The following is a 13737-nucleotide window of genomic DNA, read 5'->3' as shown; positions in this document are numbered from 1 at the left end:
CGGGGAGGAGGGCCGTTCGAGCGCGGGCGGGGCGTCGGGCGTCTGCGCGAGTTGCCCGGGCCCGCCTCAGCGGGCGCGGCGGCGCAGGCGCTCCACGTCGGCGATGAGGACGGCGCGGGCCTCGAGCCGGATCCAGCCGCGAGAGGCGAAGTCGGCCAGGGCCTTGTTCACCGTCTCGCGGGAGGCGCCGACCAGCTGGGCCAGCTCCTCCTGGGTCAGGCCGTGGGCGACCATCACGCCGTCGTCGGTCTGACGGCCGAAGCGCTGGGCGAGGTCGAGCACGTTCTTCGCCACGCGACCGGGCACATCGGCGAAGACCAGGTCCGCGAGGGACTCGTTGGTCTTGCGCAGACGGCGCGCGAGCGAGGCGAGGAGGTGGCGGCCCACCTCCGGACGCTGCGCGAGGACGCGGTACAGGTCCTGCTGCGAGAGGGAGTACAGGGTCGACTCGGCCACGACCGTGGCCGTCGCGTTGCGCGGCGCGGGATCGAACAGGGAGAGCTCGCCGAGGGTCTCGCCCGGGCCGAGCACCGCGAGCAGGTTCTCGCGGCCGTCGCCCGAGGCGTGGCCGACCTTCACCTTGCCGGTGCCGATGATGAAGAGCCGGTCGCCCGGATCGCCCTCACGGAAGATGATGGCGCTGCGGTGGTAGTCCTCCTGCTTCATCGACGCCAGGACCGCCTGCTTGCCGTCCTCGTCGAGCGCGGCGAACAGCGGCGACGACCGTACGATGTTCTCGTCCACGGAACCTCCTGGATGTGGGGTCCCGATCTTCCGGGACCGTGCTGTACAACCTGTGGCGGACGCCACGTTCAGCGGTGGCGGCTGTCACATGATGGTCAAACACTATCGCGCTCGCGGCGACATGGCCCATCTCCGAGGAAGGGAGACGTCTCCGGCATGTCGAGCAGGTCGTCCCCCCGCCCCGCCGCGGCCGCCTCCGGGGCCCCCGCCGACGCGGGTCTCGTCGCGGCCCGGCTCGAGCGCCTCCACCTCGGTGCGCGCACCGAGCTCGACCACCGCGACGCCTTCGAGCTGCTGGTCGCGACCGTGCTCTCCGCGCAGACGACCGATGTGCGCGTCAACCAGGTCACCCCCGGACTGTTCTCCCGCTGGCCCGGCCCGGCCGCTCTCGCCGAGGCCGACGAGGACGCGGTCACCGAGCAGGTGCGCCCGCTCGGGATGGGTGCGACCCGGGCGCGTCGGATCATCGGCCTCTCCCGTGCGCTGCTCGTGGACCACGACGGGGAGGTGCCCGACGACCAGGCCGCGCTCGAGCGGCTGCCCGGCGTCGGCCGGAAGACCGCGCACGTGGTCCGCGGGGCCTGGTTCGGCCACTCCCTGCTCGCCGTGGACACGCACGTGGGGCGGCTCTCGCGCCGGCTCGGCTGGACGACGGCCACCGACCCGCGAACGGTCGAGGAGGACGTCCTGGCGCGGGTGGAGGCCGACGGCACGGGCGCCGACGCCGAGGACCTCACGATGCTCGGGCTGCGCCTGATCCTCCACGGCCGCCGCGTCTGCACGGCGCGGGCGCCCCGCTGCGGGGAGTGCGTGCTGGCCGACCTCTGCCCGAGCGCGGGGGAGGCGGCATGAGCACGGCCGTCCCGTCGGCCGAGGGGCTCCCCGACGGAGCCGGCTTCCTCGCCCCGCTCGCCGAGCGGGCCCGGCGCGGGGACGTGCTCGTGGCCCGTCGGGACGGACGCGGCTCCCCTCCGATGCCGACCGACGGCGGGCGGCGCAGCGCCGTGCTCATCCACGTCGCCGGCACGGATCTGGCCGACGCCCGGCTCGTCCTCGAGGAGCGCGGCCACCGCCTGCGCTCCCAGCCCGGCCAGTTCTCCCTGCCCGGAGGGAAGCGCGACCCCGGCGACCGCGACGATGTGCACACCGCGCTGCGGGAGGCGCAGGAGGAGACGGGGCTGGACCCCGCCGACGCGCACGTGCTCGGCGCCTTCGCCCCGATCCCGATGCCCTGGCGGGGGCAGCTCGTGATCCCGGTGCTGAGCTGGTCCGCCGAGGTCCCGCCGCTCGGGGTGCAGGACCCGGTCGAGGTCGAGCGCCTGGTGTGGGCGCCGTTGACCGGGAGCGACTCCCTCGACGACGCCGCGCTGCGCCGACGCGGCCGGCTGAACGGGCACGACGTCGGCCCCGTCTTCGAGCTGCCCGAGGACGCCTTCGTCTGGGGCTTCACGGCGATGATCCTCGAGCAGGTCCTCGCCGGGCTCGGCCTCGAGCCCGTCCCGGCCGACGCCCCGACCCGCGAGATCCCGCCCGAGCGCCGGCGCTGAGCGGGGGCAGTGCCGTCCCGTCGTGCAGCGTGCTGCGCTGCGCCGTCGGCCTGTCGGGCCCTGCCCGCGCCGTCCTGTCGTTCCCTGCGGTGGCCGTCGTCACCTCGCACGAACCCGCTCGCCGCCGCCGGCCTGCTCGCGATAGCATGGAGTGTTGCCGGACCCGCTCCGGCAGCCTCCCGGGTGGAGGCGGCCGGCACGCCGGTCCGCACGCGCCCGGGATCCGAGAATCGCCCCACGACGACCACCAGATGAGGAATGGGATCCAGGTGCCACGAGGCAAGGTGAAGTTCTACGACGCCGAGAAGGGCTTCGGCTTCATCCTCGACGACGAGGACGGTCAGAGCGTGTACGTGCACGCCACCACCCTGCCCGAGGGGGTCACGACCCTCCGCCCCGGCGCCCGCGTCGAGTTCGACATGGTCGACGGCCGCCGCGGCCCGCAGGTGCTCTCCCTGCAGCTGCTCGAGCCCGCGCCGTCGGTCGCCCGCGCCCGCCGCCAGAAGCCCGAGGACCTCGCCGTCATGGTCGAGGACCTGATCCGGCTCCTCGACGACGCCGGCACCGGGCTGCGCCACGGCCGCTACCCCGATCGCGGCCACTCCCAGAAGATCGCCACCGTGCTGCGAGCCGTCGCCGACAACTTCGAGGCCTGAGATGACGTCCCCGACCACCGCCCCCCGCCGTCCCCGCACCGCACGTCCGAAGCTCGACGCGGTCGCAGCGGCTGCCGTCGAGCTCGCCCGCGAGGCGCTCGAGGACGTCACCGAGCCCGGACAGGTCGGTGAACACCTCCGCGTCGAGGCGACGGGGGAGCGGCTGGTCACGCACGTCTTCGAGTGCACCATGCCCGGCTACCGCGGCTGGTCCTGGGTGGTCGTGCTGGCCCGCGCCTCCCGTGCGAAGGCCGCGACCGTCGCCGAGACCGCGCTGCTGCCGGGCGAGGACGCGATCCTCGCCCCCGCCTGGGAGCCGTGGTCCGAGCGTCTGAAGCCTGAGGACGTCGGCGCCGACGACCTGCTGCCCTACCGGGAGCAGGACGAGCGGCTCGAGCAGGGCTACGAGGCCACCGGCGACGAGGACGAGGACCGCGTCGCCCTCTGGGAGCTGGGGCTCGGCCGCCCCCGCGTGCTCTCGCAGGAGGGCCGCGGCGAGGCCGCCGAGCGCTGGCAGGCCGGCGAGTTCGGCCCCCGCCAGACCTCCTCCCGCGGGCGCAAGGGCACCGTCCCCGCGAGCTGCACCAGCTGCGGATTCCTGATGAAGCTCTCCGGCTCGCTGCGCTCCGAGTTCGGCGTGTGCACCAACGAGTGGTCCCCGGCCGACGGCCGCGTGGTCCACCTCGGCTACGGCTGCGGCGCCCACTCCGAGACCGGGCAGGACGACGGCGAGCCCGAGATCCCCCGCGGCGCGGGCGTGATCGTCGACGAGCTCGACGTCGAGGTCGTCGACGACGAGAAGGCCGCGGCGGACGCGACCGCACCGGCCGGCGGCACTGCGGCTGAGAGGTCCCAGGCCGAGGACGCCGTCCAGGCCGGGGGCTCGCACGCCGAGAGCAGCTCCGCCCCGGCGGACGTCGCACTCGTCGAGCCGGTCGCCGAGCCCGCGCCGGCTGATGCCGAGCCGGAGCAGGCCTCGCAGGAGCAGGCCCCGACGGAGCACCCGGCCCTGTCCTTCGACATCCCCGAGGCGGACTCTCCCGAGGACTGATCCCCGGCCTCGGGCCGGCGGACCGCTCTCCGCAGCTCACGTGCGCTCCTGTTCCAGGACCGGAACAGGGGCGCACGTGACGTCGCGGTGACCTCCAGGCGAGGGCGCGGGGCGGATCCGGCCCGGTGCCCGGCGGGGTCAGCGCTGGGAGACGGCGATCCGGGAGAGCAGCGCCTCGACCGCGAGCAGCGGCGGTACGTTCCCCGCGATCCGTTGACGGGCCTCCTGCACGGCCTCGAGCAGAGCGAGGGTGGAGCGGCCCGTGCCGTGCGCGGCGGCCTGCTCGATCTCGCCCGTCACGTCGACGTTCACCAGCTCCGAGCCGTTGGCCAGCTGGCGGCTCAGCACGTCGCGCAGCACCGAGTGGGCGTCCAGCAGGTACCGGTCCAGCACGTCACGGACCAGACGGGTCTGGCGCCGCTTGGCGTCCTCCTCGAGCTGGCGCATCTGGGAGCGGAGCGAGGGCGGCACCTTCCCGTCGTCGATCCCGGCCGAGCGCAGGAAGCGCTGCTTCTCCTCGAGCGCGACCTGGTCCGCGTGCTCCTTGGCCTCGGCGGTCGCCCGCTCGACGAGGGCCTGGGCGGCGAGCACGGCGCCGCCGGCGGTGCGCAGGGCCAGCAGCGTGCGCGCCGACTCCACCCGCGCGCCGAGCGCCCCCTCCTGCGTCGCGTAGCGCAGCGCGAGACCGATGTGGCCCTGTGCGGCGCGCGCCGCACGCAGTGCCAGCTGGTCCTCGATCCCGTCGCGGCGGCGCAGCAGCTCCGCGACCACGTCGGAGTCCGGGACCGTGAGGGTCACCAGGCGGCAGCGGGAGCGGATGGTGGGGGCGAGGTCCTCGGCCGAGGGGGCGCACAGCATCCACACCGTCGACGGCGGCGGCTCCTCGATCGACTTCAGCAGCACGTTGAAGGTGCCCGCGGTCATGCGGTCCGCGTCCTCGACGATCAGCACCCGGTGCCGGCCCGTGGCGGGGGCGCGCTGTGCGGTCATCACCAGCGAGCGCACCTCCTCCTTCGCGATGGAGAGCTTGTCGGTGGCGACGACGGTGACATCGGGATGCGTTCCCGCGAGGGTGGTGCGGCAGGCCGGGCACTGCCCGCAGCCGGTGCCCTGCTCGCACTGCAGGGTCGCGGCGAAGGCCCGGGCCGCGGTGGAGCGGCCGGAGCCGGGAGGGCCCGTGATCAGCCAGGCCTGGGCGAGGGACCCCTCCGGGGAGGCGGCGCGGCGGAACTGCGCGACCGCCGCGTCCTGGCCCACGACGTCGGCCCACACCCCGGGCGCGTGCGGCGCCCCGGCTGCCTGCGCGGCCGCGGTCACTGCTCGTCCCGGTGCCGGGGCGGGGGCGCCGGCTCGAAGGTCGGGTCGAACAGGCTCAGCACCTCGGCGACGGAGGCGAGCACCTGCGCATGGACCTCCTCGCGCGGGCGGGTCCCGTCGACCACGGCGTAGCGCTCGGGATCCGCGCGGGCGAGCTCGAGGAACTCCTCGCGCACCGCCTCGTGGAACTCCAGGCCCGCGCTCTCCAGACGGTCCCTGCCCTCGGAACCGCGGCGCTCGTCCAGGGCGCTGGTGGGCACGTCGAGCAGGATCGTGCGATGGGGCAGCAGCCCGTCGACCGCCCACAGCGACAGCCCCGCGATCTCCTCCGGCGAGAGCTCGCGCCCGGCGCCCTGGTAGGCGACGGAGGAGTCGAGGTATCGGTCCCCGAGCACGAGCCCGCCGCGAGCCAGATGGGGGCGGACGACGGTCGCGATGTGGTGCGCGCGATCCGCCGCGTACAGGAGCGCCTCCGCGCGGGGCTCGACGTGCTCCCCGTGCAGCAGCAGCTCGCGGATGCTCTCGCCGAGCGGCGTGCCGCCCGGCTCCCGGGTGGTGAGGATGAGGTCCTCGGCGACGGAGCGCTCGGTGACCAGGTGGTCCCGCAGCATCCTCATCTGGGTGGACTTCCCGGCGCCGTCCCCTCCTTCGAAGGAGATGAACACGCCGCGGCGGGGCGGGTGCGTCGCGGGGACGCGCAGGGAGGTGCTGTGCAGCGACGGTGCGTGGCGTGCCGCGGCCTGCAGGGCGTCCTCGTGCGGCGCGGGAGCGGGCTCGGTGCGGCTCATGCGCTCTCCTCCCCGGGGTAGACGACGCCGAGCTCGGCGCGGACGGCGTCCATCGTCCCCATCACCGACAGAGTGTCCGACCAGCTCATCAGCGGGGACTCGAGCTCGCCGGCGGTGATCCGGCGGGCGGCCTCCGCGATCTCGTAGGCCATCCCGTCGCCGGGCGCGCCAGGATGCTCGAAGGACGCGGAACGGCCGTCGAGCAGCTCGACGGTGAGCGTGCCCGGGGCGTGGAACGGACCGGTCAGGCGGGCCGTGCCCGCGGTGCCCGCGACGACCGCCTCGGCCGGGGTGCGGGTGCGCAGCGTCGTGCCGAGCCGCGCGAACCCGCCGCGCGCGCCCCGGGCGAGCAGGCCGAGCGTCGCGTCGACGCCGGTGGAGGTCAGCTCCCCCCGCACGACGGGCCTCTCGAGATCGCCGAGAACCATCTGCGCGAAGGAGATCGGGTAGACGCCGAGGTCCAGCAGCGCCCCGCCGCCGAGCTCGGGGGCGTTCATGCGGTGCGAGGGGTCGGTGGGCATGGCCTGGCCGTGGTCGGCCGCGACCTCGACGATCTCGCCGAGCAGGCCGGACTCGATCACGCCGCGCAGCAGGTCGTACTGCGGCAGGAAGCGCGCCCACATCGCCTCCATCGCGAACACGCCCCGCTCTCGGGCGAGGTCGAGCAGGTCGCGGGCCTGCGCGGTGCTCAGGGTGAAAGCTTTCTCCACCAGCACCGGCACGCCGGCCTCGAGCACCGGGCGGGCCAGCTCGTGGTGCTGGGCGTGCGGGGAGGCGATGTACACCGCGTCGATGCCGCCCGCAGCGAGCATGCCCTCGACGCTGTCGAAGGAGCGCTCCGCACCGTGCTCGGCCGCGAAGGCCGCGGCCCGCTCGGCGGAGCGGGAGACGACCGAGACGATGCGCGAGGCCGTCGCCCGATGGGCGGTGTCGGTGAACTGTCCGGCGATGTGGCCGGGGGAGACCACGCCCCAGCGCAGACCCGGCGCCGAGGCCGGATCGGGGACGGCGGGTTCGGGCAGGACCAGCGTGGGCGGGGCGGCGCCGCGGGTCTCGTCGGTCTGACTCATGGGTCCAATCTACCGAGCGTCCCCGACACCACGGGGGTGCCGGGGACGCTGTGGACGCGGTTGCGCCGATGGCTGAATCGGAGGACCGCCTGCCCGGGCCGGGGCCCGGTCGACGGATCGGCCCTCCGCTCAGCCCTTCACCGAACCCGCCGTCATACCGCGCACCAGGAAGCGCTGCAGGGAGAAGAACACGATCATCGGGATCACCATCGACAGGAAGGCGCCCGCGGTCAGCAGCTCCTCGCCCTGTCCCTGGGTTCCCAGCATCTGCTGGAGGTCCACGATGATCGTCTTGTTTCCGCCGCCGCCCAGGAACAGCTTCGCGATGAGCAGGTCGTTCCACACCCACAGGAACTGCAGCGTGGCGAAGGCGGCGATGGCCGGCATAGACATCGGCGCGGCCAGCTTCCAGAAGGTCTGGAAGTGCGAGGCGCCGTCGATCTTCGCGCTCTCGATCACCGAGTTCGGGAGCGTAGCCATGTAGTTGCGCAGCGTGTACACCGCCAGCGGCATCCCGAAGCCGGTGTGCAGCAGCCACACCGCCACGAACTGTCCGTTGATCCCCAGCCCGCGCGGACCGAGCAGATCCAGCATGGGCTGGAACGCCACCTGGATCGGCACCACCATCACCGCGACGATGAGGATGAACAGGAGCTCGCGGCCCGGGAACCGCATGAAGGTGAACGCGTACGCCGCGAAGGCCGCGAACATGATCGGCAGCACCGTCGCCGGCACCGCCACGATCACCGAGTTCAACAGCGAGGACCCGGCCGTGGTGGACTCGAACAGCCGCTCGTAGTTCGCCAGCGTCCAGCCGGCTCCGAAGGGGTTGAGCAGCGCGTCCCACCACCCCGTCGAGGCGACGTCCTCGCGAGTGCGGAACGAGGTGACCAGCAGTCCGATCGTCGGGACGGTCCACAGCAGGGCCAGCACCACCATGGTGACGATCGCGAGCAGGGAGCGGGGACGCCCGTCCTTCATCGTGCCCATCATCGGTTCGCCTCCTGCGCCTTGAAGGATCGCACCTGGTAGACCAGGATCGGGATGATCAGCACCAGCAGCACCACCACGATCGCGGAGGACTCCCCGGCCTGGCGCTCCACGAGCAGCTTGCGGAAGTACAGGTTGGCGATGACGTCGGTGTTGTCGCGGCCGTTGGTCATCACGTAGATGATGTCGAAGACCTTCAGCACCAGGATCAGCACCGTGATGAACACGGCGAGCAGGGTAGGGCGGACCTGCGGGAAGATGATCTGCCAGAAGATACGTGCCTCGCCGGCGCCGTCCATCCGGCCCGCCTCGACGGTGTCCTCGGGGACGCCCTTGATCGCGGAGCTGATCAGCACCATCGCGAAACCCGTCTGCAACCAGACCAGTATCACCATGAGCAGCAGTGAGTTCAGCCGCGCGGTGTCGATCTGGAGCCAGGCCTGGGGCTCGCCGCCGAGGGCCACCACCACCGCGTTGAGCAGGCCGGTCTGCGCGGTGTCCGGCGGGCGGAACGCGTAGATCAGGCCCCAGATGGTGGAGGCGCCGACGAAGCTGATCGACATCGGCAGGAACACCATCGACTTCGAGACCCGCTCACCGGTGGTCGAGAGCTTGTCCGCCAGCACCGCGACCGCGAGACCGAAGGCGACGGTGACCAGCGGGACGATGAGGATCCACAGGAAGTTGTTCAGCAAGGCCTGCCAGAACTCCGCGGAGCCGAAGATCGCCCCGTAGTTCGCCAGGCCCACCCAGTCGGTGGAGTCGGCGTTCGCGAAGGAGTACACGATCGTCTGCACCGTCGGATAGATGAGCATCAGGCCCAGCAGCGTCAGCGCCGGCAGGAGGAAGGCGTAGGGGATCAGGCCCTCGCTGAGCCGGGAGGGGAGGCCCTCGATGATCATGTTCAGGAAGCGGAAGAACACGACCGCGCCGCCGATGCCGAACACCAGGCCCAGCGCGCCGATGAGCAGCTTGGAGTGCAGGAACCACTGCGGGTAGTAGGCGAAGGCGAGGAAGGCGTTGCACACCAGCCACACCGTCGCCACCAGGCCGATCGCCCCCAGGATCAGCAGCGCCGGACGGGCGGGGGATCCCGCCCGTCCCCGCGGCGTGATCGCTGAGGAGCCCGAGGAGCGGGTCGCCGCGGCGGTCATTGCGGCCACCCCGACTCGATCTCGTCGCACACCTGCTGGGCGCTCTTCGAACCGTTCAGCCACTCGACCATGCCGGTCCAGAAGCTGCCGCCGCCGACGGCGTTGGGCATGACGTCGGAGCCGTCGTAGCGGAACACCTCCGCGTTCGAGGCGATCTCTGCGACGCGGCGCGTGGTCTCGTCGGCGTAGTGCGAGGGGTCGAAGGTCTTGTGCGGGCTGAGCCAGCCGCCGGCCTGCGCCCATTCGACGCCGAACTCCGGGGAGGTCAGGAACTTCATCAATGCGACCGAGTGGTCGTTGAGGGTGAACAGTGCGGCGAGGTCGCCGCCGCCCAGGATCGGCTGTCCCTCGAAGCCGCCCTCCCAGGGGGGCATCGCGAACACGCCGACCTCCTCGTCCATGTTCGCGAGGATGTCCTCCGGGAGGAAGCCGGTGACGAAGTTGCCCTGCCGCACGTACATCGCCCGGGAGGGGTCCTCGAAGAGCGGCAGCGGGGCCTCGGAGAAGGGCGTGTTGAGGATGGTGGTGGGTCCGCCCAGCACGTTTCCCTCGGTCTTCAGCAGCTCGCCGAGGATGTCGAAGACCTCGACGATCTCGGGGGAGTTGAAGGGGATTCGGTGGTAGATCCAGTCGTCGTAGAGGTCCGGGCCGTGGACCCGGAGCACGAACTCCTCGAGCCAGTCGGTGCCCACCCAGCCCGTGGCCTGATCGGCGTTCCAGCCGTCGGACCACGGGGTGATGCCCGTGTCCTTGATCTCGTCGGCGATGGAGTAGAGCTCCTGCATGGTGGCGGGCTCGGTCGAGTAGCCGCCCTCCTCGTACGCCTTCTTCGGGTACCAGATGAGGGACTTGCACGCCATCCTCATCGGGGCGCCGTAGACGCGGCCCTGGTATCGGGCGGAGTCGAGGAAGCCCGGGATCAGGGTCGAGTTCAGCGAGTCGTAGTCGAGGAAGGCGTCGATCGCCGTGACATGCCCCTGCGCGGCGAGGTCGAAGAGGCCACCCGGCTGGGGGAAAAGTGCCACGTCAGGGGCGTCGCCGGAGGCCACCCGCTGCTGGATGGTGGTGGTGAAGTCCTGGTCGGGCGAGTACTGGACGGAGATCCCCGACTCCTCCTCGAAGGCGGCGAGCGAGGCCATGAGGGCCTCCTCCTCCTGCCCGCCGAACGCCCCGAGGACGCTGACGGTCCCGGGACCGGGGACCTGGCCCTCCACGTACTTCTCCGCACCGCCTCCTCCGCCTCCGCGGGACGGGTCGGGGTTCTGCAGGCATCCGGTCACGCCCAGCGCGGCCGCAGCGGCCGCGCCCCCGGTCATGACCGTGCGCCGACTCGGGCATCGATCCATGAGTTCACTCCTTCGTGAGTCCGCTTCGAGCACGTGAGCTCACTGTAGGCCGGAGATGCCGGGCAGGCATGGTCTCAGTGCTCCCGACCGCCCGTCGATGCGGCGATGTGACCTCGCAGTGCGCGGTACTGACCGCTTGGACGGCGAGCCCCGCCGCTTCGCGCACCCACGGTGAGCACATGCGGGGCCCCGACCTCTCCCGGGGGGAGGGCGGGCGGTGACCGTGGGGCGGGCGGCACAGGTGCGGGCCGGACCGTGCCGAAAGAGCCGACGGACGCGTTGCCTCGTCCGTCGGCGCCGGTTCACTTCTTCGCGGTCGTGGACTTCTTCCGCGTGGTGGTGGCGCGCTTCGTGGGGGCCTTCTTCTTCGCCGGTCCCTTGGCCCGCTTCTCGGCGAGCTTCTCGATCGCGACCTGCTCCGTGATCTCCTCGACCTTCTCGCTCGCGCGCAGCGAGACGTTCGTGGTGCCGTCGGTGATGTACGGGCCGAAGCGGCCGTCCTTGATGACGATCGGCTTCTCCGAGGTCGGGTCGGTGCCGAGCTCCTTCAGCGGGGGCTTCGCCGCGGCGCGGCCGCGGGTCTTGGGCTGGGCGTAGATCTTCTCGGCCTCCTCGAGGGTGATCGAGAAGATCTGATCCTCCGTCTCCAGCGAGCGGGAGTCGGTGCCCTTCTTCAGGTACGGGCCGTAGCGGCCGTTCTGGGCGGTGATCTCGGTGCCGTCCGCGGCGGTGCCGACCACGCGCGGCAGGCTCAGCAGCTTCAGCGCGTCCTCGAGCGTGACGGTCGAGAGGTCCATCGACTTCAGCAGCGAGCCGGTGCGGGGCTTCGGCTGCTTCGACTTGGGGACCTTCTTGCCGTCGGCGCTCTCGGGCTCCGGCAGCACCTCGGTGACAAAGGGGCCGTAGCGGCCGTCCTTGGCGATGATCTCGTGGCCGGTGTCGGGGTCGGTGCCGAGCACGCGCCCGTCGTCCTTGGCCCGCTCGAGCATCTCCTTCGCCTTCTCGACGGTGAGCTCGTCGGGTGCGACCTCGTCGGAGACGTTCGCGCGGCGCGGGTCCGCGCCCTCGACGACGTTCCCGTCCTCGTCGGTCGGGTACTGCTCGACGTAGGCGCCGTAGCGGCCCACGCGCAGGGTGATCCCCTCGCCGATGTCGATCGAGTTGATGGCGCGGGCGTCGATCTCGCCGAGGTCGTCGACCATGGGCTTCAGCCCGATGGGGGCATCGCCCGAGCCGTCGGAGAGGTAGAAGTCGCGCAGGTAGTCCGCGCGGCCCAGCTCGCCGCGGGCCATGCGGTCCAGCTGCGCCTCCATCTGGGCGGTGAAGTCGTAGTCGATGAACGGCCCGAAGTGCTCCTCCAGCAGGCGCACCACCGCGAAGGCGGTCCAGCTCGGCACCAGCGCGGTGCCGCGGCGCAGCACGTAGCCGCGGTCCTGGATCGTCGCGACGGTGGACGCGTAGGTCGAGGGGCGGCCGATGCCGCGGTCCTCGAGCGCCCGGACCAGCGAGGCCTCGGTGTACCGCGGGGGCGGGGTGGTGGTGTGCCCGTCGGGGACCAGCTCACGGGTGGGGAGGGTCTGGCCCTCCTCCATCTGCGGCAGGCGCTTGTCGTCGCCCTTGTCGTCGTCGCCGTAGCGGGAGGCGTCGCGCCCCTCCTCGTAGGCGGCGAGGAAGCCGCGGAAGGTGATCACGGTGCCGGCGGCGCGGAAGGTCGCGCTGCGGCCCTCGTTCTCGACCTTCAGCTCGACGGTGGAGGTGGTGCCCTTCGCGTCGGCCATCTGCGAGGCGACGGTGCGCTTCCAGATCAGCTCGTAGAGGCGGAACTCGTCGCCGGAGAGCTGCCCGGCGACGTCCGCCGGGGTGCGGAAGTGGTCGCCGGCGGGCCGGATCGCCTCGTGCGCCTCCTGCGCGGACTGCGACTTGTTCGTGTAGACGCGGGGCTTGTCCGGCACGAACTGGGAGCCGTAGAGCTCGGCGGCCTGGGCGCGGGAGGCGCGGATCGCCTCGCCCGAGAGCGTCACCGAGTCGGTGCGCATGTAGGTGATGTAGCCGTTCTCGTACAGCGACTGCGCCACCCGCATGGCCTGGCGCGCGCCGAGGCGCAGCTTGCGGCTGGCCTCCTGCTGCAGCGAGGAGGTGGTGAAGGGGGCGGCGGGCCGGCGCGTGTACGGCTTGGACTCGAGCGAAGTGACGGTCGCCGGGGTGGAGCCGAGCACCTGCACGAGCTCGCGGGCGGAGGCCTCGGTGAGGATCGTCGCGCTCTTCGAGCGGGGCTTGAGGGTGCCGTCGTCGGCGAAGTCGCTGCCGGTGGCGACGCGGGCGCCGTCGACGGTCTGGACCTTCGCGGTGAACTGCTCGGCGTCGGGGCCGAAGGTGCCGGTCACGTCCCAGTAGTCGGAGGCGACGAAGGCCATCCGCTCCCGCTCCCGCTCGACCACGAGGCGGGTCGCGACGGACTGCACGCGCCCGGCCGACAGCGACGGCTTGATCTTGCGCCACAGCACGGGGGAGAGCTCGAAGCCGACCAGGCGGTCCAGGATGCGGCGGGTCTCCTGCGCGTCGACGAGGTGCACGTCGAGGTCGCGGGTGTTCTCCAGCGCGCCTTGGATCGCGTCCTTGGTGATCTCGTGGAACACCATGCGCTTGACGGGCGTGGACTTCTTGGGCTTGAGGGTCTCCAGCAGGTGCCAGGCGATCGCCTCGCCCTCGCGGTCCTCATCGGTGGCGAGGTAGAGGGTGTCGGCGTCCTTGAGGGACTTCTTCAGCTCGGCGACGGTCTTCTTCTTGTCGGGGCTGACGATGTAGTACGGGTCGAAGCCGCCCTCGACGTCGACGCCGAACTTCCCGTACGGCCCCTTCTTCATCTCGGCGGGCAGGTCTCGGGGCACGGGGATGTCGCGGATGTGGCCCACCGACGCCTTGACGTCGTACTCATCGCCCAGATATCGGGCGATGGTCCGTGCCTTCGCCGGGGACTCGACGATCACCAGATGCCGTCCGCCTGTCACGTCGCCTGCGTCCTTCCTCGCCGCGTCGCTCGCGGCCGTACGTCACGCCCCGTCGCGGGGTCGCAT

At 72.1% G+C, this 13737-nt stretch carries 12 protein-coding genes; 4 read left to right on the top strand and 8 right to left on the bottom strand.

Going from position 1 to position 13737, the window contains the following annotated elements:
- Positions 1-66: 66 nt before the first annotated feature.
- Positions 67-744 (bottom strand): Crp/Fnr family transcriptional regulator, encoded by a 678-nt coding sequence (locus L3K22_RS09430; RefSeq protein WP_308445921.1) that lies wholly within the window; start codon positions 742-744, stop codon positions 67-69.
- Between the two features lie 156 nt (positions 745-900).
- On the opposite strand from L3K22_RS09430, the gene L3K22_RS09425 reads away from it, so the two are divergent.
- The 4 genes from L3K22_RS09425 (at position 901) to L3K22_RS09410 (ending at position 3998) form a co-directional block, all read left to right on the top strand.
- Complete coding sequence (locus tag L3K22_RS09425) at positions 901-1596, top strand: endonuclease III domain-containing protein (protein ID WP_263311154.1); 696 nt, start codon at positions 901-903, stop codon at positions 1594-1596.
- Positions 1593-2291 (top strand): NUDIX hydrolase, encoded by a 699-nt coding sequence (locus tag L3K22_RS09420; RefSeq protein ID WP_263311153.1) that lies wholly within the window; start codon positions 1593-1595, stop codon positions 2289-2291. The genes L3K22_RS09425 and L3K22_RS09420 overlap by 4 nt, the downstream gene beginning before the upstream one ends.
- A 269-nt stretch (positions 2292-2560) precedes the next feature.
- Entirely contained in the window at positions 2561-2947 is a 387-nt protein-coding gene (locus L3K22_RS09415; protein WP_053916106.1) for a cold-shock protein, read from the top strand.
- Position 2948: 1 nt separating this feature from the next.
- Positions 2949-3998, top strand: a complete 1050-nt coding sequence (locus tag L3K22_RS09410) for a DUF3027 domain-containing protein (protein WP_263311152.1) — start codon at positions 2949-2951, stop codon at positions 3996-3998.
- A 138-nt stretch (positions 3999-4136) separates the two neighbouring features.
- On the opposite strand, the gene L3K22_RS09405 is transcribed toward L3K22_RS09410, so the two are convergent.
- The 7 genes from L3K22_RS09405 to topA all read right to left on the bottom strand — a co-directional run bounded on the left by L3K22_RS09405 (position 4137) and on the right by topA (position 13671).
- Entirely contained in the window at positions 4137-5315 is a 1179-nt protein-coding gene (locus tag L3K22_RS09405) for a DNA polymerase III subunit delta' (RefSeq protein ID WP_263311151.1), read from the bottom strand.
- Positions 5312-6103, bottom strand: coding sequence for a dTMP kinase (gene tmk / locus L3K22_RS09400; RefSeq protein WP_263311150.1), 792 nt, complete (start codon positions 6101-6103; stop codon positions 5312-5314). The genes L3K22_RS09405 and tmk overlap by 4 nt, the downstream gene beginning before the upstream one ends.
- Complete coding sequence (locus L3K22_RS09395; protein ID WP_263311149.1) at positions 6100-7173, bottom strand: Gfo/Idh/MocA family protein; 1074 nt, start codon at positions 7171-7173, stop codon at positions 6100-6102. Before L3K22_RS09395 ends, tmk begins: the two co-directional genes overlap by 4 nt.
- A 129-nt stretch (positions 7174-7302) precedes the next feature.
- The gene (locus tag L3K22_RS09390; RefSeq protein WP_263311148.1) at positions 7303-8166 is read right to left on the bottom strand and encodes a carbohydrate ABC transporter permease; all 864 of its coding nucleotides are present in this window, start codon (positions 8164-8166) and stop codon (positions 7303-7305) included.
- Positions 8163-9317, bottom strand: a complete 1155-nt coding sequence (locus tag L3K22_RS09385) for a carbohydrate ABC transporter permease (RefSeq protein WP_263311158.1) — start codon at positions 9315-9317, stop codon at positions 8163-8165. Before L3K22_RS09385 ends, L3K22_RS09390 begins: the two co-directional genes overlap by 4 nt.
- Positions 9314-10663 carry an ABC transporter substrate-binding protein gene (locus L3K22_RS09380; RefSeq protein ID WP_263311147.1) on the bottom strand — a complete coding sequence of 450 codons (1350 nt, stop codon included), beginning with the start codon at positions 10661-10663 and terminating at the stop codon, positions 9314-9316. The genes L3K22_RS09385 and L3K22_RS09380 overlap by 4 nt, the downstream gene beginning before the upstream one ends.
- A 302-nt stretch (positions 10664-10965) precedes the next feature.
- Entirely contained in the window at positions 10966-13671 is a 2706-nt protein-coding gene (gene topA, locus L3K22_RS09375) for a type I DNA topoisomerase (RefSeq protein WP_263311146.1), read from the bottom strand.
- Positions 13672-13737: the final 66 nt, after the last annotated feature.

Origin of the sequence: Brachybacterium atlanticum (assembly GCF_025669985.1) — a bacterium.
GTDB classification, from domain to species: domain Bacteria; phylum Actinomycetota; class Actinomycetes; order Actinomycetales; family Dermabacteraceae; genus Brachybacterium; species Brachybacterium conglomeratum.
Note: the sequence above shows the minus strand (reverse complement) of the source record. Positions and strands in the feature narration are given on the sequence as shown.

Bases quoted from the DNA above. Each gene is read 5' to 3' on its own strand.
- tmk (WP_263311150.1), bottom strand. From the start codon at position 6,103: ATGAGCCGCACCGAGCCCGCTCCCGCGCCGCACGAGGACGCCCTGCAG.
- L3K22_RS09380 (WP_263311147.1), bottom strand. From the start codon at position 10,663: ATGGATCGATGCCCGAGTCGGCGCACGGTCATGACCGGGGGCGCGGCC.
- L3K22_RS09385 (WP_263311158.1), bottom strand. From the start codon at position 9,317: ATGACCGCCGCGGCGACCCGCTCCTCGGGCTCCTCAGCGATCACGCCG.
- L3K22_RS09420 (WP_263311153.1), top strand. From the start codon at position 1,593: ATGAGCACGGCCGTCCCGTCGGCCGAGGGGCTCCCCGACGGAGCCGGC.
- L3K22_RS09410 (WP_263311152.1), top strand. From the start codon at position 2,949: ATGACGTCCCCGACCACCGCCCCCCGCCGTCCCCGCACCGCACGTCCG.
- L3K22_RS09390 (WP_263311148.1), bottom strand. From the start codon at position 8,166: ATGATGGGCACGATGAAGGACGGGCGTCCCCGCTCCCTGCTCGCGATC.
- L3K22_RS09395 (WP_263311149.1), bottom strand. From the start codon at position 7,173: ATGAGTCAGACCGACGAGACCCGCGGCGCCGCCCCGCCCACGCTGGTC.
- L3K22_RS09425 (WP_263311154.1), top strand. From the start codon at position 901: ATGTCGAGCAGGTCGTCCCCCCGCCCCGCCGCGGCCGCCTCCGGGGCC.